Origin of the sequence: Acetobacterium sp. UBA5834 (assembly GCF_002435675.1) — a bacterium.
GTDB lineage: Bacteria > Bacillota > Clostridia > Eubacteriales > Eubacteriaceae > Acetobacterium > Acetobacterium wieringae.
Map to the genome: position 1 here is coordinate 1 of NZ_DJGY01000072.1, position 23,554 is coordinate 23,554.

Here is a 23,554-nt window from a genome sequence, read left to right on the forward strand (position 1 = left end):
CAGCTCAGGAAATCACTAACAATCTAGCATAAACCAGAGTTTGAGTAATCCATAAAAACCCAATCAGTAAATAAGGAAAGATGCCAATATTAACTGCAATGGAAATGAGCAGACACAATGTCATAACACCGCAGTAAACAAAATTCATGAGTTGGTAGCAACGATAGGACGCCTTGTAAATCACAAATTTTTCAGCTTCATCACAACTTTTGATCCATTCTTTGTCAAAGTTAAAATCGAGTGGGTTGCCTTTTTTCTCGGGATACAAAACTTTTGTCAATTTTATCGTAAGAACCATCATGATTAAAGCAAACGATGTATTGAGTAAAAATAGAATCAGACCAATAAGTACAGGTTCATTCAGGGCATTAGTAACGGTGATTCCGAAGAGACAAAATCCACTGATCATGGTTGCCGAAATTAGCGGAAGTAAAACACCAAGCTGATGATCAATCTGATCAAAAAGGGCATCATCATTAGGATCTAGACGATTTAATTTATGTTTTACTGAGAAGAAGATAATTAGTATCAGCAATGCGCATAATCCAAAGATAAAGAATTGAATGTATAAATTGTTATGCAAGATCAAATTTTGAAAGTTTAATAAACCGTGGAAGATTGCGGTTTCAAAATGAATAATGAACCAACCCAATAATCCGCCAATCAGTGATGAGACGATGATGGCGATTAAAAATTTTAGTGTCTGTTTTTGTATTTTCATTGTTTACTCCTCTTCATATAAAAATAGTTCTTCAACGGTTGTTCCAAATACTTTAGCGATTCTTAGAGCCAAAATAACAGATGGGGAATAGTCACCCCGTTCAATCAGACTGATTGTTTGTCGGGATGTGCCGACCATTTTTCCCAAATCTGACTGGTTCAGATTATCGCGCGCACGATATTCCTTCAAGCGATTCTTCAATCCCACAATGGCACCTCCAGAGCCCATAATTGTTTTGACAATAATAAATGTCATGATGACAACTATTATTGTCAAAAACAGTATAACTCTGACAATAATAATTGTCAAGTGAAGCTTTTCAATTTATTCAATGTTCAATCGTCAATACTTTTGGTATAATAACTATATTTGTATTATTGAGAGTAAAGAAAGAGAAAGCGAGATCAAATGAAAAGTATCTTAATCGATGGGAACAGTCTTTTTTACCGAACCTTTTATGCTATCCGGGAAATGTCAAATTCCAAGGGCGTGCCGACAAATGCCATTTATGGTTTTGTTAATATATTAGTTAAAATTCAAGATGAATATAAACCGGATTATTTAGGGATTGCCTTCGACCTTAAGGGGCCAACCTTCAGACATCTGGCTTATGACGACTATAAGGGCGGACGTCTCAATATGCCAGAGCTTCTGGCGGAACAGTTTTCAATTTTAAAAGAGCTACTAAGAAAAATGAACATTGCCATTGTTGAGCTGGAGGGTTATGAAGCTGACGATATTATTGGCACATTGGCTACCATCGGAGCTGAAAAAGGGATCAAAACAGAAATCATCACCGGCGATCGGGATGCTTTTCAGTTAGTGGGGCCGCAAATTAAGGTCTTGTATACTAAAAAAGGAATATCTCAATTGGAAGAAGTTGATGAAGCCTGGGTACAAAATCAGTATGGTTTGACACCCCCGGATCTGATTGATTTAAAAGCGCTGATGGGTGATAAATCGGACAATATTCCCGGAATTGCGGGAATTGGCGAAAAAACAGCGATCAAATTGATTCAGCAATATGGAAATCTGGAAGCGATCTATGATCACATTGACGATCAAAAAGGTAAGCAAAAGGAAAAAATCATCGCTGGAAAAGATGATGCTTTTATGAGTCGGATGTTGGGAACCATAAAACGGGACGTTCCCTGGCAGGGTGACTTTGAAGAACTGAGCTTTCACGATATTTTTAATCCAGAAAGCATTGCATTGCTCAAGGAATTGGAATTTAATACATTATTATCAAAAATAGATGCAACCGATACAGTGGAAACCATCGAAAAATGCCTTGACTTTCGTTGGATAAAAACGGCTGCTGAAATGGATGAATTGTTTAATAAAATGGCAAACGCCGCAGAAGTGATCATATATTATCATCAAGAGGATACCCAGATTTATTTTGCCCTTGGAATTGAAACGAGCTATTACTACCTTAATTCCGCGGCGGTTGTAAACTTGAAATTTTTTGATAAGCTCAAAAATTTGCCCAATATGAAAACAATCGCACTGGTTAGCCAGGATTTAAAGAACCTGATTCATATTTTTCATAAAAACGGCATTTGTGAAGTTAACGAAGCCTTTGATACCTATATTGCCACCTATCTATTGAGTCCTGGTGATCAGCGCTATGACTTAAAATCTGCCGCCTATCAGTATCTCAATCGAATGATTCTGGATGATGAGGAAATGTTTGGGAAAGGCAAAAAAATGATCAAGGCAGAAGACTTGGACGAACAGCTACTAGCTGACTATATGATCAAAAACTGTGAAACCATCAAAGATTTAAAAGCTGTTCTGGAAAGAGAACTTGAAACAACGGAAATGATGACCTTATTTAAGACCATCGAAATGCCTTTATTGGAAGTGATGGTATCGATGGAGGAACTGGGATTTAAAATTGACTTAAGCCAACTTGAAGTGCTTTCAGGTGAGTTTGAGAGCAAGCTTACCAGTCTCACCAGTGATATCTACGAACTGGCCGAAACGGAAAGTTTTAACATTAACTCTCCCAAACAATTGGGAGAGGTGCTTTTTGAACAGCTAAAACTGCCGATAGTGAAAAAGACCAAAACTGGCTATTCAACCAATATCGAAGTATTGGAGCAACTGATTCATTTTCATCCCATCATTGAAAAAATTATTGAGTATCGGATGCTGTCAAAATTGGATTCGACCTATGGCCGGGGGTTGATGGCTTTTGTAGAACCCAAAACCCAGAAGATTTATTCAACCTTTAACCAGACCGTGGCGGCAACTGGAAGGCTTAGCAGTTCGAACCCTAATCTGCAGAATATTCCGGTAAAAACAGAAATGGGACGAGCGATCAGGCGGGTTTTTGTACCTTCGACGAGTGATCGTATTTTGGTGGATGCCGACTATTCGCAGATTGAGCTCCGGGTTTTAGCCCACCTTTCAGGGGATGAAAACTTGATCGATGCGTTTAGAAAAGAACAGGATATACACACTCGCACCGCCTCTGAAATTTTTGGGATTTCACTGGATGCCGTTACCCGAACCCAGCGTGGCCAGGCCAAAGCCATTAATTTTGGACTGATCTATGGCAAACAGGCTTTTAGTTTGGGGAAAGATCTGGGAATCTCCCGAAATGAGGCGCAAGATTATATCAACCGTTATTTTTCCCGTTATCCCAAAGTTCAGGCTTATATGGATAATGTCAAACAACAGGCTAAAGAAGAAGGTTATGTGACCACCATTTGGGGAAGAAGACGTTACATTCCGGAAATGAACTCCAGAAATGCCATGCTGGTTCAAGCGGGTGAAAGGATGGCCCTAAATACCCCAATTCAGGGGAGTGCAGCGGATATTATCAAGCTTGCCATGATTAAAGTCTATAAACGCCTAAATGCGGAGAATCTAAAAGCAAAGCTGATCCTTCAAGTGCATGATGAGTTGATCATTGATACCCCTAAAAATGAATGCGCCCAGGTGGAGGTACTGATTAAAGAAGAAATGGAAGGGGCGGCTCAATTAAGTGTGCCGTTAACGGTGGATGTAAACACCGGGTTGTCCTGGTATGATGTGAAATAGCAGGTGTAGTAATGAGAATCATTGGAATAACAGGTGGAATTGCTTCAGGCAAGTCCACTGTCACAGATATTTTAAAAAAACGCTTTAACTACATTGTCATTGATGCGGATCAATTAGCTCGCCAGGCAGTTGAGCCGGAAAGTCCTGGCCTAAAGAAAATTATAATGGCTTTTGGAGAGACGGTCATTGATGAAAATGGGGAATTAAATCGTAGTATGCTGGGAGAGATTATTGCTAATAATGACCATGCCAGGACAAAACTCAATGCGATGATTCATCCGGAAGTAAAAAAACTCTATGATCAGCAAATCAGCTTTTATCGAAAATCAGGAATTCCGACAGTTTTCTATGATTGTCCCCTGCTTTTCGAAACAAATCTGCAAAATACGGTCGACGAGACGATTTTGGTGGTTGCAGACAAAGAGATTCGCATTGAGCGGATCATGGAGAGAGATAATCTGACCAGGGAGCAGGCAATCAGACGAATTGAGATGCAGATGTCAGATGAAGAAAAAATCGCTCTGGCTGATACAATTATCGAAAATAATGGCAGCATGAATGATCTTTTAATCACAATCAATGTTTATTTTAGTCGAAGAAAGTTATTAGTGAGATAATCTTGCCATAATGAAAAATTCAAAAAAATGTCGATAAGTAAAAAAAATAGTTGAAATTATTAAGCCATTCCGTTATAATAAAGAAACAGGGTCAAAACACCTGTTATTATGCGAGGATGGTGGAACTGGCAGACACGCAGGTTTGAGGGATCTGTTGCAGCAATGCAGTGAGGGTTCAAATCCCTTTTCTCGCACCAATTTAAAAACAAAAAGTCGATTGCTTATGCAGTCGACTTTTTTCTTTGGATGACGATTTTGGTCTGATCCGTTGTTGGTTATAATTAAGTAAAAAAATAGGAATTTTTGTTATGATAACTTGGCTGTAAAATATTAATTTAAGCGACAGTGATTATGCGAGGTGAAGAATGAAAAAGAAAATATTATCAGGCGTTTTAGCGATTGTGCTATCGCTGGCAATGGTTAGTCCGGTGTTGGCGGACTCGAAAAGTGCCTGTGTGGCGATTGGTGCAGACAATACTGAAGCCCAACTCAAAACGGTTTATGGTTATTTTGATATTAAACGGGGCGATGTCGAGGAAACGGTGGTAACCAATGCGGATGAACGGGAATATCTGGAAGGTGTTGTATCGCTTGATAAAATTGGGTCTTTGGCCTTATCCAGTGTTTATGTCCAGGAAAAAAGTTCTGGCGGAATCGACCTGGAAACCCACAATATTGATTGGGTCACTGACGAGATGTATAAATCGGCCTTGGGAACGGCGGGAATCAAGAATGCCAAGGTGATTGTTGCAGCCTATACGCCGGTATCCGGAACGGGTGCGTTGACTGGCATCTATAAAGCCTATGAAGCAGCAACCGGTGATAGCCTTGATGAAGCGGCCAAAACAACTGCTGTTGAAGAAGTTGTGGTAGTTGGAGAACTTCAGGATGCCATCGGAGATGATGCGGTTAATATTATCAATAGTTTAAAAGGAGAAATTGCCCAGACCAAAACGATGAATGATGATCAGATTCGAGAACTGATCGTTGAGACGGCAGAAAAATATGATACTGTTTTGGATGACCAGCAAGTTGAAGAAATCTTAGTTTTGGTAAATAAGTTCAATGAACTGAATATGGATCCGGATACATTTATTAAGTTGATGGAGGCAAGCCAGCAAACCCAGGGCTTCTTCCAGCAGGTGCAGAACTTTTTCCAGGAAATTGGCAACTTCTTCACGAACTTAAAATAAGAAACAGAAAAACGAATGCGACCGTAAAACGCCATTGTAATCAAACCGATTAGAATGGCGTTTTTCTTTTTAGTAGAACTAAAAGTCAATAATCGTTTTCAAAATACTATTGACAAAAATAAGGTAAACAGATATCATCGTATCTAAAGAAACAAACTTTATTTCAGATAAAGCTTACTTTATAATAATAAATTATTAACAGCCCATTCAAAGAAGCATGGGTTGCAAGAGGTTACTGTGGAAGGACAATTATGAGATTCGTGCCAATATTTTGTTTACGAGAAGGAATGGTTGTTGCGTCGGATCTGTTTGGGGATCGGGGTGAACTGGTACTTCCGAGAAAAACAGTTTTAAATATAGAATTAATTCATAAAATTCATAAGTTTAAGTGTAATGGTCTCTTTATTGAAGAGGAACAGATCCAGAGCATTCCAATTGTGAAGACGATTGACAGCAGTTTGAGAACGAAGACCGTTAACGGGATCAAAGAGATTTTTATTTGTAAAGAGAATAACCAGCCGGTTCAAAAAGAACAGTTCACTGAGATGGAAGATCAAGTTGAAACAATAGTGGATGTGATCCTTAGGAACAAGGAAATGATGTTAAATATGGTTGATCTGAAAGTTTTCGATGACTATACTTATTTTCATTCAGTGAATGTTGCGGTATTATCCATAGGTCTTGGAACAGCCATGGGCCTTGATAAAACAGATTTATGCAACCTTGGATTTGGAGCATTACTTCATGATATAGGAAAGGTCTTTGTACCAAAAGACATTCTTCATAAGCAAGGTCCCTTGACGGATATTGAGTTTTCTGAAATGAAAAAGCATTCATTTTTAGGGTTTGAATATCTGGCCAGTGAATATGTTGGCAGTGTGGGAGCACAGGCTGGAATTCTGGATCATCACGAGAAGTTCTCGGGCGGAGGATACCCGAACAATGCAAAAGGTGACAAGATCTCGTTATATGGGCGGATTATCTCCATTGCCGATGTTTACGATGCCCTGACTTCAGATCGGCCATACCGAAAAGGGTTATTGCCCTCAGAAGCAATTGAATATATTATGGGTGGGACCGGAAATCTCTTTGACCCGGAGCTGGTGCGGGTGTTTGTTAGAAAAATCGCCCCTTATCCGGTTGGAACAACCGTTAAATTAAGCAATGGATTGTCGGGTATCGTCACAGATAATTTTGAGAGCTTTTGTATGCGCCCGAATATACGAATTTTTAAGAATGGCGATTATGAAATAAAACCCTTTGACATCTGTTTGGCAGATCGTCAAGCCCTGAATATTACTGTTGTAGACTATGCCAAGTAACACATTTTAATTTTGGAGGATTTTTTGTGAGAATAATTTTATTAGGAACCCCCGGAGGGGGGAAGGGAACTCAGGCAAAATTGATTTGTGAACACTATGGCATTCCCCATATTTCGACCGGGGATATCTTTCGTAGAAAAATTAAAGAAGGCACAACAGAAGGCAAAGAAATAAGCACTTATACGGAAAAAGGTCAGTTGGTTCCAGATCGACTCACGATTGGTCTTGTCGATGAACGCTTAAAAAATGATGACTGCCAGAAGGGTTTTTTGCTCGATGGCTTTCCCCGTGACAAAAAGCAAGCTGAGGCTCTGGATCAGATCATGAAGGCAAAGAACGAACAGATTAATTTCGTTTTTTTGATTGATGTGCCAAAAGAGATCATTGTTGAACGAATTATGGGACGACGGGTTTGCCCAAAATGTGGTGAAAGTTATCATATCAAATATAACCCGCCAAAGGTAACGGGAGAATGTGATGTTTGTGGAACCCCTTTAATACACCGAGCGGATGATCAGGAAGAAATCATTCTAGACCGATTGGCTATTTATAATCAAACAACTGAGCCAATTTTGGAATTTTATAGAAACAAAGGAATTCTTCATAAAATCAAGGGCGATGGCGGAATCCAAGATATTTTTTCACAAATCGTCACGATTTTAGATGGCGTAAAGTAACGTATAGAAAAAAAGAGAATCCTTTTGTCAAAGAATTCTCTTAGGGTCATCATTAATAGTTATTTGCCTTCCCAAAAAGCCTCGGCCTCTTTTTCCATTTTTTCCAGACGGGTATAATAATCGGGAAATTCATTCAGGTGAGCCAGGGCAATTTTTCCGGTGACGAAAGGATCATCGCCAGTTACGTTTGTGCGGGAGTTATCGGTGCCATGCTCGAGCTCAACATCCATGCCCATTCGAAACTGCTCAATGTCAAATTTACTCCAACTGATTCCTAGCATTCTGCCAATTTCTTTTGCCTGCTCGGTTGTAAATACTTTTTTTGCTGACATAATATCACCTCTTCTTAAAATTTTAAAACGTGACAATACTGGTTGGATTTATTAATACTCAGTTTCATTATAGGGAAAATCAATATATTTGTCAATCAATGAGTGAACGTGTCTTGTTTGGGATTATATATTTGGGGTAAAACAACTAAAATTATACACACAGGAGGGAAAAATGGGGTTTAAGAAAGTTGCTGAAATACAGGAGTTTGCGCAAATTGAAAAGAAACTGATTGAATTGGATAACGAAAAAATTTTGCTGACAAAGGTGGATGGGGATTATTATGCCATATCAAATAAATGCCCCCACATGGGAGGATCTTTGTACAAAGGCACCTTGAGGGATGGTATTATTACCTGTCCAAGACATGGTGCAAAATATGACGCAAAAACTGGCAAGGGTTTGGGAAAACCGAAGATTTTATTTTTGGAATTTAAAATGGAGAATGATCGCAGTTATCCGGTGAAGGTCGAAGACGGTGCGATACTGATTGATATTGATGCTAAGTAAACACGACTAAAATTAATTACCCGAGTGCAGAATGCCGATATTAAAGGCTATTGCGGCACCCGGGCTTTTTTATAGTAGATATATTTTGATTTGTATGATTGTAAAGTTTTAATTTGTTTCCATCGATTCCAGTAGGGGAAGCGCTGCTTCCAGATCTTCATCAACCTGGTTTTCAACCAGTTTTTCAAGGATAATCTGCGGATCCATTTCCAGAATGGTTCGGTCGGAACCATCGCTTAGGCAGATTATGCCTGTTATCGCTGATGAAATTTCTACTGGTTGGATATCATTTAAATTAATTTCCAGGACGCTCACCAGTTTCTCAACTTGAATGGCGATCATTTCATCATCGGATAATTGTAATAATAGCAGATGAGAGGTGTTCAGGCTGGGGTCATCTTTGTCAAATAAGGCCAGGGCATCGACTACTGCATAATAGTGATCATTAAATTCTACAGCCCCCCGAATTACAGCATTGGTACCCGGAACTGAAATGGTTTTGCTGGCTTCGAGTGCTTCAACAACATATGACTGCTCTAAACCATAAACCTGGCCATTAATAACAAAGGTGGCCAGTTTCTTATGTTCATTGTTCATTGAGAAAGCAAAGTCAGATTGCTCGATTTCTTTATCATTTGATCTATTAATGGTGATCTCAGCATAGTCTGCCATTTTTTCAAAAACAAAAGCAATGACATCATTATGGTATCCGTCTGAATTTTTGTATTCACGATAACAGGAAGAACAGGCACAGCCTATGGAATAATAACTGTTTTCGTAAACAAGAATTTCGGATCGGGTTTTGCCATTGGCGACAGTGAACAGTTCATCGGGCAAATCTAGTATATCACCAACGTGATAAGCTTCGTTAGTTGTTGATAGAATCATTTTTTTGCGATCAGCAAAGACAGCAAATGAATTATTATCAGAATGGAGGGACTCTTCTAAAATGGTCCGAAACTGATCTTCACTGTCAAAGACGATGCCGATACCACCAACAGTGCGGTTAGGATTATTAAAATCGGTGATGGATGCCCCGTAAATATAGGTGTGACGATGATCATACAATGCTGTTTGCTCAAAAGGCGAAACAAAATACTTTTCCTGTTTGGAGTTAGCCAGAACTTCACTGATATAGGGGTCTGTGAGCGTTTTGCCAATATCTTCACTACGATTGGGATTTGAAACGGCAATGATGGTTCCAGTTTTATCAAAAATAAATAAATTGCTGTAAACGGTGTAAAGATCATTGATATAGACAAGAATCTCAGTTAACTGTTTTTCTTCGGAAGTTGTTCGCACGTCTTTCGCAAGAATACGCCGAATCGTCGAATCCAATGCCCACCAGCGGCAATCATTAGCGCGTTCATAAAGGTTCCGATCCATGATATCCACCGATAATGAGGCTAAAAAGCTGGTATCGACGAGGCTGGTCGAGACAACCGTTGAAAACAGATTGGAAACGGAGCTTTGAAAAAGACTGCTGGTGTTAGTGCCGATCCGTCCAATGGCTCTTAAAATTGGTTTTAGGCGTGAATACTCGGCATCGATACTATCATCTCTGGCAATGATCTGACCGTTATAGACGATGCGTTTGAGTGACCCGTTAATGGTTTGGGTTTTATTGATAATCTCATTAAGTTCTGACGAAAATGAGTCGGCCTGATGCATCAAACCGGTGGTCACCGATGTATCAATGCTTTTCAGATTTCGATTATCTCGGAAAGCCAGATGGAGAGGTAGCATCACATGACCTTTCCAGCCCAGACCATAGTATTTCTGGTAACCTTGAGTGGCAATGGTTTTGGCAATGTAATCAGAGCCCCGATAGTAGACAACACCATTAACACCAGATTCGACGGGTTCAACAATGGTACCGGTGGGGACATGGTTTTCATCACTGCTGGCGATGACCATGTTGGTGTCGTCGATGATGGTCATCACCGAGCCGTCGTAATCGTTGGTTAATTTTTCAAAGATTTGAGCCATCTCATTTTCGAAGCGGAAACACAAACAGATCAGACCGATCGCCTGGGAAGTCCCTTCCCGGCAGATTCGACTGGAAAAAATATGAGAATTTTTATCACCATATTGGAGTTTCGAATTCTTAAAATACTCGACGAAATTTTGTTCCCCATCCATTGTCTTGATCAGATTGGGTCCTTTGATCTGTTTTCCCAGGATTTCATTTTGCTCATCAAGGTTTGCCAATACCCGGTAGTTATTATCGAGGACGATAATATCTTCATAAACGGAGTATTTCGCAACATAGTCCCGCATCCGTCTCAAAATCAAGTTGCGGTCACTGTCAGTGCGATCCTGGTTTTCGACAAAGCGGCGAATATCGTCATCAGTGGCCAGAAAACCAATATCTGCGGTTCTTTCGAACAGGTTGCGGATGAGAATATCGATGGCCACCTGGGTTTTCGAAATAATCTTCTGCTCCATTTTTTTTAGTTTTTCAGAAACGAGGGTGTCAATCAGCTCTTCCTGCAAATCAATAAAGCCATTTTGAATTTTTGTCATATTGGGAAGAACACTTTTTGATTGGATCGGACAGTTGATTTCAGATAGCAGTTTAATATTATCCCACTGGTCATTTAAATCAGAGATACTTTTATTGCACTCCTGCACATCGGGCATATAGGTTAAAAAATCCTTTTGTTTATATATTATCATTTCAATCTCCTTTTATTAAAAAAGATGCTTAGTGGTTAAACGACTCCAAGTTAAGCATCTTCATTATAATTATAGCCTCAGCTAAATGTAGCATTTTTTTATGGATTTTGCAAGATAATATGGAAAGATTAACAAATTGAAGGGAGTGCTGGGATCGCAATGTTACCGATCAAAACAAAGAAATAATTAACGATTCATCCAAACATCAGCGTCTCCAGAAATTCCAGATCCTCCCGATTCGGTAAAATTTTGCTGGAAAGCTGCGTGTCAAAAACCATGATGTACTGATTTTTGGGATCAAATTTTGGCCAGACGATCTGCCCCTTATACTCAACTCTGAAATTAGGATTACCATATTTAATAAAATTGACCCAGGATTGCTGCATAATCCAGGATAAATTACTGATCTTGGTAGCACGGCGTTGCCCGATGCCGTTGCCAAAAACAAAGGGCAGTTCCATTCCATGGGCAGTATTCAGTCCGACAATTCTCAGGATTGTGGGATCAAAATCAAAATTGTAAAAATAAACATCTTCGCCTAACTGGGCATATCGTTTGGACATCATGACCATCCCGATCAAAAAAGCGGTATAGGTATATATTTCCTGCGCTCGCACCAAAGGCGAGTGGCCGGAATCAACAAAAAAGTGATCCATGGCTTTTTGAGCATTTTCTGGACCAAAAATATGATAGCAGAGCATCTGATAAATACCCAGATTCGTGTGACTTTTAATAAATAGGGACGACTCATCGGTATTATAGCCTGCCAGAATTTTTACTGGATTGAGCTCGCCATTTTTGAGTGCCTGAATAGGGTCTTTTGGCAACACAACGCCATCGTATACTGGCCAGAAACCAAAAGCGTTTGGAACCGTGGCTTGGTTTGACTTAACCATGGAAAGTGCTGCGAAAACATCGCCAGGAAGAGCTCGCAGTTTTTCAAGACCGTCTGCAGAATCTTCAATACCATACAAGTCGCATAGCAGTTTTCCATTAGCCATGGTTTTTTCAAAATGACCGCGATTGAGCACTGAAAAGGCTGAAATTGAAAAAATAGATCCACTTTCAACCACGGCCTGATGAAAAAGCCCTTTTGCCAGCGGCGACAGCATCAGTGCTGTGACACTGTAGGCGCCGGCAGACTGACCGCCGATTGTGATTCGAGCAGGATCTCCGCCAAAGGTCTCGATGTTGGCTTGAAGCCAACGAAGGGCCTGGATCTGATCGAGTAAACCATAATTACCGGTAGTGCCAGCTTCTTCAAGCAACCCCCGGGTTGCCAGAAATCCCAGGGCGCCCAACCGGTAATTAATTGTGACAACCACGACGCCTTCCTGAGCCATCCGACCACCATCATAAATCATTTCGGAGCCGGAGCCTGAAGAGAAAGCACCACCATGTATGAAGACATACACTGGCAGGCGTTCATCTGCCTGAACTGCCGGAGTCCAAATATTTAAAAACAGACAATCTTCGCTTTTTCCGTCCATATGGTAAGTACTTGGAGAATCAACGGTAATACCACCCATTTGAAGCGAGGCGTTGCCATGTTTTGAGCAATCACGAACATCCTCCCAGGTTGGCATCGGTTCAGGGGCTTTAAAGCGACGACTGCCAATCGGAGGGAGAGCATAGGGAATCCCTTTATAACTGGACACGCCCCGTCGAAATTGCCCTTGAACTGGACCGGCTGGGGGATAAAGGATGGGTCTTTTAGACAAATCGTTTTTTTCTTTATTAAAAAAAAGCATAGCATTCTCCTTTGAATTGTGAAAGTAGCCCAGAATAAGGGACTTTATTAACGATGGCCAGCAGCGTATTATTGATTGGCAGGCCAAGTTTTGGGTGATCCTTGAACCGGACTCTGTGTGTAATCCTGATGATAGCGATACACGGTTTCGTAAAATTGATTATGAAGGTCAGTGGCCCGGCAGTCGTAATGGAGCATTTTTTTTTGGAGGGGAGTCAAGTTAAAACGGCTTTTTTTCAAGCTGGAAAGAATTGGTAACCGTCCCTGATTTTTTATTGCTTTCAGGATAGCGGCGCCAGTTTGATTAAAACCCAGTACCCGGAGGTAGGGGACAAACGAGTCGGCCTGAAAGAGGTTTAAGCTTTCTTTGTCCAGTTCCAGCAGCCGATTGCACAAAATTCGACGAACCCGGGTTTGAGGAATGCGTTTTGAGATGATTTTATTGACGCACTCATCCAGGCTGGTGGCAATTTTTAAAGCATCTCTGATTTTATGCTCGAGTCCTTCATTTACATAGGGGGTATTTCTTAGGTGATGAACATCATGGGAAAGAATCTGCAGTCTCAGGGCGTTGAGAAAATAATCATCGCCCTGGAGATTGTAGTTTTTATTAAATGAGTTAATCAGAAGTTCAGGCAAATAAGGAAGCCTGTTATCCAAGCTTCTTAAAATTGCTGTTGCTGATTCCGGGTGGACAAGGGCATCCTTTAAAATCGAACGGATACCACTGGCACTGAGATACTTAGAGGGCAATACGCTGTGATAGTCGGCTCCTTGCCGCTTAACAGTCATTGAATCGATGGTACTTTGGGTTTTGTGAAGGGCTTTAAGATATTCAAGAGCCAGGATGTTGTTCGGGGTTTTTAAAAGATTACTAGCCTCATGGCCCAGGTAGGAACGAATCGCCAGCTCTCGGGCACGGGGAAAAGAAACCCCGGTCGCCAACTCCAGTTTAAGGAAATTTTTAAATTCAGCTGGTTCTTGAACCAGTATCTCAGCCAGATTATTTAAAGGACGGATATGTCCGAATTCGGAACCAAAAGAGAGGACATCGATCACGCCGGTGGCATTAAAAATTTTTATTCCGCCATGTGCAAAGGTTTCGGCACTTTGGCAGGCGTAACCAAAAGGCAGTTCGCAGACCAAATCTACGCCAGCGGTCAGCGCTAGGCGGGCACGTTCCCACTTATTTAAAATAGCAAATTCGCCTCGCTGAGTCAGACTGCCACTCATAAGAACCATCACGGCATCGCACTTGCTTTCTTTTTTTGAAGTTTGGATTTGCCAGGCGTGACCCAGGTGAAACGGATTATATTCGGCAATGATACCAAGAATTTTCATATTGGCCTCTCTTTTGTTAAAAAAATAGCAATTTTTAAATTTATTATCGAAATATGACAAAAAAATAATGGTATTATTTGCTTATTACTGTTATTATATAGAACGTATGAAACGTAATCAATAAAAAACTAAAGGAGAGTAATTATTAATGAATGTACTTGTTATTAACTGCGGCAGTTCTTCACTTAAATATCAATTGCTTGATATGACTACTGAAGAAGTTTTGGCAAAGGGTTTAGTTGAAAGAATTGGTATCGAAGGATCTGTTTTGGTTCACGAAGCGCCAGGTCAAGACAAGGTTAAATTAGAACAACCGATGAAGACACATAAAGAAGCGTTGAATCTTGTCATGGCTGCTTTAGTTGATCCTGCACACGGGGTCGTGAAGTCTTTAGAAGAAATCTCTGCTGTTGGCCATCGGGCTGTGCACGGTGCTGAAACATTTTCTAATTCAGTCGTTATTGATGATGCGGTTATTAAGAGCCTGGAAGAGTGTTCAGAACTGGCACCTCTTCATAATCCAGCCAACCTGATTGGGATTAATGCGTGTCGGGAATTACTGCCAAACGTACCAATGGTAGCAGTATTTGATACCGCTTTCCATCAGACCTTGCCTGGTGAAGCTTTCATGTATCCACTCCCTTATGAATTATATGAAAAATTCAAAATCAGAAAGTATGGTTTCCACGGAACTTCTCACAAATTTGTAAGTCAGGCTGCTGCTGAATTAATGGGTAAAAAACTGGAAGACTTAAAACTGATTTCCTGTCATTTAGGCAATGGTGCCAGTCTCTGCGCCATTAAAAACGGTAAATCGGTTGATACGTCAATGGGATTAACACCGCTGGCAGGACTGGAAATGGGAACCCGGTGTGGCGATATTGACCCGGCTATTATTCCTTTCCTGGTCAACAAAGGCTACACTGTTGAAGAAGTTGATGTACTGATGAATAAAAAATCAGGTGTACTTGGTGTATCTGGAATCAGCTCCGATTTCCGTGATGTTGAAGGCGCTGCTAATAACGGTGATAAACGAGCGCAATTAGCACTGGATATTTTCCATTATCGGGTTCGAACAACAATCGGTGCTTATGTAGCTGCAATGGACGGCGTTGATGGTATTATTTTTACAGCTGGTTTAGGCGAAAACTCGACAACCTCCCGGGCGGCCATTTGCGGTGGTTTGAAATACTTGGGAATTACTATCGATCCAGTTGCCAACAGCAAACGCGGCGAAGCAACGATTATCTCTGATAAGGATTCTAAAACAACGGTAATGGTTATTCCAACCAATGAAGAATTAATGATAGCGAGAGACACACTGGCATTAGCTAAATAATGTAAAGTATTTCACTTGACAAAACGGGCAATCGTCTATATAATGATGATTGCCCGTTTGGAGTGATAAAATGAATTTTGAAATCAATAAGCTATTGCAGGAAAAAATAATCCCTTTTGAATTTGTTGTTAAAAATACCGATTTAAATGATATAGAGGGAGAACTGGATGAACATGGAGCCTTAGTGTGTGGAACCATTGAGAAGTTATCGAAAGGTAATTTTTTAGTAACTTTCACCATCGAGATGACTATGATCTTTCCCTGTGCGCGTTGCCTAGAACCAACCCCAATCGATTGTCTTTATGACTATACGGATACGGTAACGGTTGAAGATGACGAAGCAATACTTGATTTATTGCCCGTCGTTGAAGAATGCATTTATATTAATGAACCTTTCCGTGTACTGTGCAGTGAAGATTGTGCGGGTTTGTGTCCAAAATGCGGCAATAATTTAAATCACGAGCAATGTGAATGTGACAAATTTGGTGATTATGATCCTCGATTTGAAGCGTTGAAAAATTTATTGTAAGTGAAATGACTTTACTATTAGGAGGTGTGAGTGATGGCTGTACCAAAGAGAAAAACTTCAAAATCAAGAAGAGACAAAAGAAGAACACATTACAAATTAAATATTCCAGGAATGAGTACTTGTCCAAAATGTGGTGAAATTAAATTGCCTCATCGAGTTTGCAAGTCTTGTGGCACATACAAAGACGTTAGCGTTATCAGCTTCAACGAATAAACAGAGTCTAGACTCTGTTTTTTCTCTATCTGGGATTATTTCAGACCCGGATAATTTTTAGCGATAGTGTTTACTGAATAGCTTTTTTCTGGGATAATAGACAGATATATGGGAGGGTATAATTTTGAATATATTTTTAGATGCCATGGGTGGTGATCATGCACCCTATGAAATCGTCAAGGGTGCCATTGATGCTGTAAAAGAATATGATGTCAAGCTGACCCTGGTGGGTCACAGGCAGGCCGTTCTAGAAGAACTTTCAAAATACGATTACCCTAAAGACAAGATAGAAATTCTGCACGCCGAAACGGTCATTGAGAACACGGAAGAACCGGCCATGGCGATTCGGCGAAAACCGGATTCCTCGCTGGTGGTGGCCTTGGATGAAATGAAAAAAAGAGAAAATGCGGTGCTGATTTCGGCCGGTAGCACTGGTGCACTTTTATCTGGTGGTTTATTAAAGCTTGGTCGGATCAAGGGGATAAAGCGGCCTGCTTTAGCGGCGACTTTACCCAAAAGCGATGGCGTGTTTGTGCTCATTGACACGGGTGCCAATGCCGATTGCAAACCAGAGTATCTGGAACAGTTTGCTCAATTGGGAAAAATTTATTCAGAAAATGTTTTAGGTAAAAATAATCCGGGGATCGGTTTGATCAATATCGGTGCTGAAGCAAAAAAAGGCAACAGTCTGGTAAAAGCTGCTTACGAGCTTTTGGAAACTGGTGATTTTAATTTTTTGGGCAATGTGGAAGCACGGGATCTACCCGAAACCAAGGCTGATGTGTTAGTCTGTGACGGATTCACCGGGAATATCGTTTTGAAATTAACTGAAGGCATAGCGGCGTATTTGCTCAAGGGAATGAAGACATCAATCATGAGCAACACCAAAGGAAAAATTGGAGGAATGCTGATTAAAGACAATTTACGAAGTTTTAAGAAGCAATTTGACTATGCTGAATATGGTGGGGCACCTTTTCTGGGAGTCAAGGGCGGAATCATTAAAGCCCATGGCAGCAGCGATGCCTTTGCCATCAAAAATGCAATAAGGCAGAGCATGAAGTTTATTGAAAATGATGTGTTGCAAAAAATAACTGATAATGTAAAAAATATGGAGGCTTAAATCATGGATGAACGATTCTTAAAAGTCACGGCGATTATTTCAGAACAACTTGATGTTGATATTGATAAAATTACCCTTGAGACCTCACTCATTGATGATCTGGAGGCAGATTCACTGGATGTGGTTGAACTGATTATGGCATTCGAAGATGAGTTTGGTACAAAAATTGACGAAGGTGCATTAGAGAATATCCAAACAGTGGAAGATATTATCAACGCAATTTCCTGAGTAAACAAAATGAGTGCCGAAACAAAAATTGGCACTCATTTTCAAACAATTACGAAGTTTACACCAGGCGTTTGCATGTTTGGTCTTTTGATTGGGAATAGCGAGAAACGCCCAGGCGGGATCTCGTAATCGATAAGGGGGGATATTACGTGACAATCGAAGAAAAAATCGATTACCGTTTCAAAAAGAAAGATTTATTAAAAGTAGCATTAACACATAGTTCACATTCAGGAAATTCAACCAATAATGAACGACTTGAATTCTTGGGGGATGCAGTATTGGAACTGATTATCAGTGAGTATTTATTTTTAGCTCACAAGTTATCTGAGGGTAAAATGACGAAAATCCGTTCCAATATTGTATGTGCCGAGTCTCTTTCCAAGGCGGCTTATGAGCTTCATTTGGGAGATCATATCTTTTTGGGTAAGGGAGAAATTGTAACCGGTGGCCGACAGCGAAAATCGAATCTTGCGAATGCATTTGAGGCCCTGATTGGGGCTGTTTTTTTAGACAGTAATTTCGAAACGACACGAAAAGTTGTCCTCAAAGTACTGGAAAACAATATTCAACTGGCGTTATCAGGTGCCTTGGTTAAAGACTATAAAACTGAACTTCAGGAGTATATTCAAAAGAATAATGACAATGTGATTGAGTATATTCTGGAGCGGTCTGAAGGACCAGAACACAACAAGACCTTTTATATCAATTTGATTTTTAATGGCGATTGTGTGAGTCATGGGATCGGAAAAAGTAAAAAAGAAGGGGAACAGGACGCTGCAAAGAATTATTTGCATAAGACCAGGAAATTGTAAATTGAGGTGAAGGCTTGTATTTAAAAAAATTGCGATTGTCGGGGTTTAAATCATTTGCAGACCCTGTAAGCCTTGAGTTTTCAGAAGGTATTTCTGCAATTGTTGGTCCTAACGGCAGCGGAAAAAGTAATATCACCGACGCCATCAAATGGGTTTTGGGTGAACAAAGCATAAAATCCCTGCGGGGAAAGAAAATGGAAGATGTAATCTTCTCAGGAACAGAAAAAAAACCAGCCTCAGGTTATGCCGAGGTTGTTTTGATTTTAGACAATAAAGATGGTACACTGGAAAACTATCCTCAGGAAATAGCGATATCCAGAAAACTATTCAGATCAGGTGAAAGTGATTATGCCATCAATAAAAAGAGCTGTAAACTTAAAGAAATTCACAGCCTCTTTATGGATACAGGCTTAGGAAAAAATGGTTATTCGTTAATCAGCCAGGGCAGTATCGAAAATATATTAGCCAGTAGCCCCACGGAACTTCGGAATATTTTTGAAGAAGCGGTGGGCATTGTATCGTATAAAACAAAAAAAAACGAGGCCGAAAAAAAACTGGAACAAACCCAGGGCCATTTGGATCGGCTTCGGGATATTATGACCGAAATCGAAAAACAACTAGGACCATTAAAAAACCAGTCCCGGAAGGCTCAAAACTGGTTAGTTTTGCATGAGGAATTAAAGACTGTTGATCTGGTCATCTTTTATCGGAAAATGAGCAGTGCCGTCACGGAACTTGAAGAACTAAAAATAAACCTTAAAAATCAAATAAAAAGCTGCAATCAAATTGAAGCGGCCATTCAAAAAAAGGATGAGCTCTATCAAAAATTGACCATCGAAAACCGCGAATTGGATCTTTTAACTGATGCTGAAAAGAAGAATCTTAGTGTTCTCAGCACGGATTTTGATCAGGTACAGCGGGAAGCGATCCGCTGTAAAAGCCAGTTGGAGGCCAATGAAATAAGCCAGCAACGGCTTGCCAAAGAGCAGGAAAATTTGTCTTTTCAGATTGATGAAGCCCGAGCCAGAATCAATGGTCTTGAACGTGAAAAAAAAGTATTGCTCGAAAATCTTAAAAACCATGAAACGGCCTGGCGTGAAATGGATAACACGCTTCACAGTCTGCTGATTGAAGAACAGCAGGAAAAAGAGCGAATCAAAGCGACTCAAGATGCAATTCAAAATCATCAATCCTGTTGTGAAAGTTTGGAGATAAAGCGTTTTGAAATAAAAACGGCGATTCAGGAGGCAACAACAGAGTCTTCTTTTATAAAAAAGCACTTGGATGAAGCCTTGGTCAACCAAAATCAAATCACTTCAGATTTGGAACAACATAAAATAGAACTGGACAAACTACGAGAAAAAAAGCAGCAACAGAACGAGCTCTATAGCCAGTTGCAGTCTCAGTATAGTCAAGTTTTGGAAGAACAGCAAAAAATTCAGCATCAGGTCCATCACATTTCCAATAATTTAAAAGTTAATGCCTCTAAAGCAGAGTATTTAAAGAATATTCAAAAAAATTATCAGGATTATTTTCCGACCATTCGAAAACTGATGACATCTGAAAAACTGCTGGGCCCGGTGATCCATGAGGTGTATGGGCCGGTTGGCGAACTGATCACCACAAAACCCAGGTATCTCCAGGCCATTGATATTGCGTTGGGGGCAAAAAGCCAGAACATTGTGGTAGCCACAGTTAAGGTTGCCAGTGATTGCATAAATCTCCTGAAAAAAGAACGTTTAGGACGGGCAACCTTTTTACCACTGGATAATTTAAAATACAATTCAATTGATGACCGAACCCGGGCGGCGCTTAAGAATATGTCCGGGGTGGAAGGAATTGCCAGTGAGTTGGTTAAAACTGAAGCTGCTTATGCGGCGGCAATCGAAAGTCTTTTAGGACGGATCATCGTTGCCAGTGATTTTGCTTCGGGACGAGCTATCCAGAATAAATTGGCATCGCGTTTTACGGTGGTGACGCTGGAAGGTGAAATCTTCTATCCCGGCGGTGCTATTGTCGGCGGTCAAAGCAAAGATAACCGGCAGTCCCCGCTGTCTAAAAAAATTGAAATCCAGAATCTGGAAAAGGAAATGGAAGCTTATAAAAAAGCCCTCGTTCTTGCAAAAGACCAGGAGTTACAGTCGCACGCATCAATATCTCAGCTGAGTAAACAATTAAAAGAATTGGAATATGAACACAATCGTTGCAAACAGGGTTTGTGGGAAAAAAATAAACGGATTGAAGATTTAACTGAAAAACAACATGTAAACACCCGTTCAATCGCAGTTCACAAGAAAAAGCTTCAGGAGCTAAGTCTGACACTCGAACAATCCAGTCAGGAACTGACAAAGATAGAAACGGCCTACAATCAGGCGAAAGAAGCGACTAAAGAGCAGGATTCCGATGATCGCACTCAGGAGATTCGGGAGCGGTTGGATGATTTTCGGTTAAAAATTTCTGACAGGCAAATGATCATCACTCAGATTAAAGGTGAAATTGCCGGGCTTGATCAACAAATTATCTTGATGCAGGAACAATTGACTCACCAAACAACCAAAAAAACGGCGTTAGAAAAAGAAATTGGATGCTACCACAGCGATTCGAACGACTTGATTCAACTTCAGCAGAATCTGGAGGCGGATTATCAACGATTGTCGAAGCTGATTGAAGCCCATCGCAACAAAAATAAACAAGCGACGGAACTGCAAAAAGCAAACGCCCAGCGGCTGGAAACACTGCAGGAAGAAATCAAAAATGATAATCATCAATTGATTGTTGAAAATGACAGAAAGAACACTGTTTCCAGCCAAGTAGACAGTCTGCAGTTACAGATGAACCATTGGGAAGATACTATCTATAAGAGTTATGAAATCAATTATTTGATGGCCGAAGATGCCTACCGGCAGCTGGAACAAGACAAGAAACTGGATGCGCTGGATTTATCTGAAGAACGTCAGCGTGATTTACGAGAAAAAATTAATGCTCTCGGTAATGTCAATCTTAATGCGATTGAAGAATATCAAGAAATTCTCATCAGGCATGATTTTATGAAAGCACAGATGGATGATCTTAAAGCCGGAAAAAGCGAACTGTTGGATATTATCAATACCCTTTATGACGCCATGACTGAGCAGTTTAAGGCTAACTTTATCAAGCTTCAGGAAAACTTCACCCGGATCTTCAGTATTCTATTTGAAGGCGGTCGGGCTTATCTGGAGTTTACCGATCCCACCGGGGTACTGGAAGGGGGAATTGAGCTGGTGGCTCAGCCCCCGGGGAAACGGCTGCGCCATATTTCGTTGCTTTCTGGTGGTGAAAAATCGATGGTTGCCATTGCTCTGCTATTTTCCTTTCTGGAAATAAACCCTTCGCCATTTTGTGTAATTGATGAAGTGGACGCCGCCCTGGATGATCACAATATTTACCGGTACATTTCGTATCTGAAAAAAGTGGCGGAACATAATCAATTCATCACGATTACCCATCGCCGCACCACCCTGGAAGTCTGTGATAATCTCTATGGGGTATCGATGTCCAAGGATGGGGTTTCGCAATTGGTGTCAGTCCGACTGACGGATTATGCATAAAATAATATCATGGATAATGTTAAAGTGATTGGGTAGTACACTCATTTTAGCTCCAATTGATGAAGTAAAACTAAGGAGGCAATTATGGAATTAAGTTTATATGAACGGATGCGCAATAAACTGATCAAAACAGCTGACAATTTTAAGGAGAAAATTGAAAATGTCATGTATATGGGCAGTTTTGACGATGATTTCTTCGACGAACTGGAGGAAACGCTGATTCTTTCGGATTTAGGGGCGCAAACTTCGGTGAAAATCACTGAAGCGCTCCGAGCAAAGATTAAAGAAACCCGATCCAAAAGCAAGGAAGAAGTCGTGGGTTTTCTAAAAGAAATCCTGGTGGAGATGGTTCAGGTAGAAACCGAAAAACCCCAACTTCCTACTATTATGCTGATTGTCGGGGTCAATGGGGTTGGTAAAACCACCACTATTGCCAAGCTTTCCGAGCGTTATAAAAAAGAAGGAAAAAAAGTTGTTATTGCGGCTGCTGATACCTTTCGAGCTGCGGCGGTGGAACAACTCGACGAATGGGCTAAACGGGTTGGTGTTGATATTATCAAAAGTACAACCGGCGCTGATCCCAGCTCGGTAATTTTTGATGCCATTGGGGCAGCTAAGGCCCGGAAGGCCGATATTCTGATTTGCGACACCGCCGGACGACTCCATAACAAGGTCAACCTGATGAAAGAACTTGAAAAGATCAGCCGGGTGATTAACCGGGAAGGTGAAGGCTTTTCGATCCACAATTTAATGGTGCTGGACGCCACAACCGGTCAAAATGCCATTAATCAAGCCCAGGTCTTTCATGAATGTGTGGAAATCAAGGGTATCGTTTTGACCAAGCTGGATGGTACGGCTAAAGGTGGTATTGCCATTTCGATTATTGATGAAATGCAGATCCCTATCGAATATGTTGGCATCGGTGAAAAATCGGAGGACCTTATAGATTTTGATCCAAAGAAATTTGTTGATCTGTTGTTTGAATAAGGCTTTGTGTGATTGTGAAATCGGACACCACAGGTTGTAACAAGCTTAAACTTTTAAGAGAAAAAATCTTGAAATTATTGAAGAAATGTCCTGAAAATCGGGAATAAAAGCTTGACTTTTTCTCTGCCAGGACTTACAATAGGTAAGTCGTCAAGTAAATATCCTTTACGACGATGCTGAAGGTGCTTATGGAAAAAAAAGTAGGGGAACAGTATTTATTTGATTTTTATGGTGAGCTGCTGACTGCTAAGCAGAAGCAGATTTTAGAGTATTACTACGATGACGACTATAGCCTGGCGGAAATTGCCGAGGTAATGGCAGTTACCCGACAGGGTATTTTTGATGTGATTAAACGCTCGAAAGCCATGATGGAAGCCTATGAAGAAAAACTGGGACTCATCGCCAAGTTTTTAAAATCTCAAGTTCTTTTGGAAGAAATTGAGAAAGAACTATTGGATTGTGTTGATCGGGAAAAAGACGAACAGCTTAAATCCGAATTGATGCTGGTGGTTGAAAAACTGAAAAATGTCAGTGAAGAAAACTAGAGG

General features: G+C 40.6%; 21 protein-coding genes and 1 tRNA gene. 16 read left to right on the forward strand and 6 right to left on the reverse strand.

Going from position 1 to position 23,554, the window contains the following annotated elements:
* Positions 1-4: 4 nt before the first annotated feature.
* Both B3F51_RS15385 and B3F51_RS15390 read right to left on the reverse strand, forming a co-directional pair.
* The gene (locus B3F51_RS15385; protein ID WP_286947984.1) at positions 5-721 is read right to left on the reverse strand and encodes a DUF3169 family protein; all 717 of its coding nucleotides are present in this window, start codon (positions 719-721) and stop codon (positions 5-7) included.
* A 3-nt stretch (positions 722-724) separates the two neighbouring features.
* On the reverse strand, positions 725-922 hold the full coding sequence (locus B3F51_RS15390) for a helix-turn-helix transcriptional regulator (RefSeq protein WP_338076030.1): 198 nt from the start codon (positions 920-922) through the stop codon (positions 725-727).
* Between the two features lie 207 nt (positions 923-1,129).
* On the opposite strand from B3F51_RS15390, the gene polA reads away from it, so the two are divergent.
* The 6 genes from polA (at position 1,130) to B3F51_RS15420 (ending at position 7,581) form a co-directional block, all read left to right on the forward strand.
* A complete protein-coding gene (gene polA, locus B3F51_RS15395; protein ID WP_148636459.1) occupies positions 1,130-3,772 on the forward strand; it encodes a DNA polymerase I in 2,643 nt (880 codons plus the stop codon).
* A gap of 11 nt (positions 3,773-3,783) precedes the next feature.
* Positions 3,784-4,389 (forward strand): dephospho-CoA kinase, encoded by a 606-nt coding sequence (gene coaE / locus B3F51_RS15400; protein WP_070369413.1) that lies wholly within the window; start codon positions 3,784-3,786, stop codon positions 4,387-4,389.
* Between the two features lie 110 nt (positions 4,390-4,499).
* A tRNA-Leu gene (locus B3F51_RS15405) sits at positions 4,500-4,586 on the forward strand.
* A 168-nt stretch (positions 4,587-4,754) separates the two neighbouring features.
* Positions 4,755-5,582 (forward strand): DUF1002 domain-containing protein, encoded by an 828-nt coding sequence (locus tag B3F51_RS15410; RefSeq protein WP_286947987.1) that lies wholly within the window; start codon positions 4,755-4,757, stop codon positions 5,580-5,582.
* Between the two features lie 287 nt (positions 5,583-5,869).
* On the forward strand, positions 5,870-6,904 hold the full coding sequence (locus tag B3F51_RS15415; protein WP_228883423.1) for an HD-GYP domain-containing protein: 1,035 nt from the start codon (positions 5,870-5,872) through the stop codon (positions 6,902-6,904).
* A 26-nt stretch (positions 6,905-6,930) separates the two neighbouring features.
* The gene (locus tag B3F51_RS15420) at positions 6,931-7,581 is read left to right on the forward strand and encodes an adenylate kinase (protein ID WP_070369416.1); all 651 of its coding nucleotides are present in this window, start codon (positions 6,931-6,933) and stop codon (positions 7,579-7,581) included.
* Positions 7,582-7,640: 59 nt separating this feature from the next.
* On the opposite strand, the gene B3F51_RS15425 is transcribed toward B3F51_RS15420, so the two are convergent.
* On the reverse strand, positions 7,641-7,913 hold the full coding sequence (locus B3F51_RS15425) for a DUF5661 family protein (RefSeq protein WP_026394762.1): 273 nt from the start codon (positions 7,911-7,913) through the stop codon (positions 7,641-7,643).
* A gap of 172 nt (positions 7,914-8,085) precedes the next feature.
* Here B3F51_RS15425 and B3F51_RS15430 point away from each other — a divergent pair, with 172 nt between their 5' ends.
* Positions 8,086-8,421, forward strand: coding sequence for a Rieske (2Fe-2S) protein (locus B3F51_RS15430; protein WP_070369417.1), 336 nt, complete (start codon positions 8,086-8,088; stop codon positions 8,419-8,421).
* A 108-nt stretch (positions 8,422-8,529) separates the two neighbouring features.
* Here the strand turns inward: B3F51_RS15430 and B3F51_RS15435 are convergent, their stop codons facing one another.
* The 3 genes from B3F51_RS15435 to B3F51_RS15445 form a co-directional block, all read right to left on the reverse strand.
* Positions 8,530-11,100 (reverse strand): chemotaxis protein CheW, encoded by a 2,571-nt coding sequence (locus B3F51_RS15435; RefSeq protein WP_228883428.1) that lies wholly within the window; start codon positions 11,098-11,100, stop codon positions 8,530-8,532.
* Positions 11,101-11,294: 194 nt separating this feature from the next.
* A complete protein-coding gene (locus tag B3F51_RS15440) occupies positions 11,295-12,851 on the reverse strand; it encodes a carboxylesterase/lipase family protein (protein WP_286947991.1) in 1,557 nt (518 codons plus the stop codon).
* 68 nt (positions 12,852-12,919) lie between these two features.
* Positions 12,920-14,191 (reverse strand): nucleotidyltransferase, encoded by a 1,272-nt coding sequence (locus B3F51_RS15445; protein ID WP_286947993.1) that lies wholly within the window; start codon positions 14,189-14,191, stop codon positions 12,920-12,922.
* Positions 14,192-14,339: 148 nt separating this feature from the next.
* On the opposite strand from B3F51_RS15445, the gene B3F51_RS15450 reads away from it, so the two are divergent.
* The 9 genes from B3F51_RS15450 to ylxM all read left to right on the forward strand — a co-directional run bounded on the left by B3F51_RS15450 (position 14,340) and on the right by ylxM (position 23,551).
* Positions 14,340-15,530 (forward strand): acetate/propionate family kinase, encoded by a 1,191-nt coding sequence (locus tag B3F51_RS15450; protein WP_286947995.1) that lies wholly within the window; start codon positions 14,340-14,342, stop codon positions 15,528-15,530.
* Positions 15,531-15,600: 70 nt separating this feature from the next.
* On the forward strand, positions 15,601-16,059 hold the full coding sequence (locus B3F51_RS15455) for a YceD family protein (RefSeq protein WP_070369422.1): 459 nt from the start codon (positions 15,601-15,603) through the stop codon (positions 16,057-16,059).
* Positions 16,060-16,092: 33 nt separating this feature from the next.
* On the forward strand, positions 16,093-16,272 hold the full coding sequence (rpmF, locus tag B3F51_RS15460) for a 50S ribosomal protein L32 (protein ID WP_084504954.1): 180 nt from the start codon (positions 16,093-16,095) through the stop codon (positions 16,270-16,272).
* A 124-nt stretch (positions 16,273-16,396) separates the two neighbouring features.
* Positions 16,397-17,392, forward strand: coding sequence for a phosphate acyltransferase PlsX (gene plsX / locus B3F51_RS15465; protein ID WP_070369423.1), 996 nt, complete (start codon positions 16,397-16,399; stop codon positions 17,390-17,392).
* A 3-nt stretch (positions 17,393-17,395) separates the two neighbouring features.
* Positions 17,396-17,620 carry an acyl carrier protein gene (gene acpP, locus B3F51_RS15470; RefSeq protein WP_070369424.1) on the forward strand — a complete coding sequence of 75 codons (225 nt, stop codon included), beginning with the start codon at positions 17,396-17,398 and terminating at the stop codon, positions 17,618-17,620.
* Positions 17,621-17,769: 149 nt separating this feature from the next.
* Entirely contained in the window at positions 17,770-18,432 is a 663-nt protein-coding gene (rnc, locus tag B3F51_RS15475; protein ID WP_070369425.1) for a ribonuclease III, read from the forward strand.
* Positions 18,433-18,446: 14 nt separating this feature from the next.
* On the forward strand, positions 18,447-22,019 hold the full coding sequence (smc, locus tag B3F51_RS15480) for a chromosome segregation protein SMC (RefSeq protein WP_286947998.1): 3,573 nt from the start codon (positions 18,447-18,449) through the stop codon (positions 22,017-22,019).
* A gap of 84 nt (positions 22,020-22,103) precedes the next feature.
* Positions 22,104-23,006, forward strand: a complete 903-nt coding sequence (gene ftsY, locus B3F51_RS15485; protein WP_070369427.1) for a signal recognition particle-docking protein FtsY — start codon at positions 22,104-22,106, stop codon at positions 23,004-23,006.
* A gap of 188 nt (positions 23,007-23,194) precedes the next feature.
* Entirely contained in the window at positions 23,195-23,551 is a 357-nt protein-coding gene (gene ylxM / locus B3F51_RS15490) for a YlxM family DNA-binding protein (RefSeq protein ID WP_070369428.1), read from the forward strand.
* Positions 23,552-23,554: the final 3 nt, after the last annotated feature.

Excerpts from the sequence above, each read along its gene's own strand:
- ylxM (WP_070369428.1), top strand. The coding sequence starts at position 23,195 with ATGGAAAAAAAAGTAGGGGAACAGTATTTATTTGATTTTTATGGTGAG.
- ftsY (WP_070369427.1), top strand. The coding sequence starts at position 22,104 with ATGGAATTAAGTTTATATGAACGGATGCGCAATAAACTGATCAAAACA.
- B3F51_RS15385 (WP_286947984.1), bottom strand. The coding sequence starts at position 721 with ATGAAAATACAAAAACAGACACTAAAATTTTTAATCGCCATCATCGTC.
- B3F51_RS15450 (WP_286947995.1), top strand. The coding sequence starts at position 14,340 with ATGAATGTACTTGTTATTAACTGCGGCAGTTCTTCACTTAAATATCAA.
- polA (WP_148636459.1), top strand. The coding sequence starts at position 1,130 with ATGAAAAGTATCTTAATCGATGGGAACAGTCTTTTTTACCGAACCTTT.
- B3F51_RS15425 (WP_026394762.1), bottom strand. The coding sequence starts at position 7,913 with ATGTCAGCAAAAAAAGTATTTACAACCGAGCAGGCAAAAGAAATTGGC.
- B3F51_RS15455 (WP_070369422.1), top strand. The coding sequence starts at position 15,601 with ATGAATTTTGAAATCAATAAGCTATTGCAGGAAAAAATAATCCCTTTT.
- B3F51_RS15445 (WP_286947993.1), bottom strand. The coding sequence starts at position 14,191 with ATGAAAATTCTTGGTATCATTGCCGAATATAATCCGTTTCACCTGGGT.
- rpmF (WP_084504954.1), top strand. The coding sequence starts at position 16,093 with ATGGCTGTACCAAAGAGAAAAACTTCAAAATCAAGAAGAGACAAAAGA.
- B3F51_RS15435 (WP_228883428.1), bottom strand. The coding sequence starts at position 11,100 with ATGATAATATATAAACAAAAGGATTTTTTAACCTATATGCCCGATGTG.
- B3F51_RS15430 (WP_070369417.1), top strand. The coding sequence starts at position 8,086 with ATGGGGTTTAAGAAAGTTGCTGAAATACAGGAGTTTGCGCAAATTGAA.
- coaE (WP_070369413.1), top strand. The coding sequence starts at position 3,784 with ATGAGAATCATTGGAATAACAGGTGGAATTGCTTCAGGCAAGTCCACT.
- B3F51_RS15440 (WP_286947991.1), bottom strand. The coding sequence starts at position 12,851 with ATGCTTTTTTTTAATAAAGAAAAAAACGATTTGTCTAAAAGACCCATC.
- B3F51_RS15415 (WP_228883423.1), top strand. The coding sequence starts at position 5,870 with ATGGTTGTTGCGTCGGATCTGTTTGGGGATCGGGGTGAACTGGTACTT.
- B3F51_RS15410 (WP_286947987.1), top strand. The coding sequence starts at position 4,755 with ATGAAAAAGAAAATATTATCAGGCGTTTTAGCGATTGTGCTATCGCTG.
- acpP (WP_070369424.1), top strand. The coding sequence starts at position 17,396 with ATGGATGAACGATTCTTAAAAGTCACGGCGATTATTTCAGAACAACTT.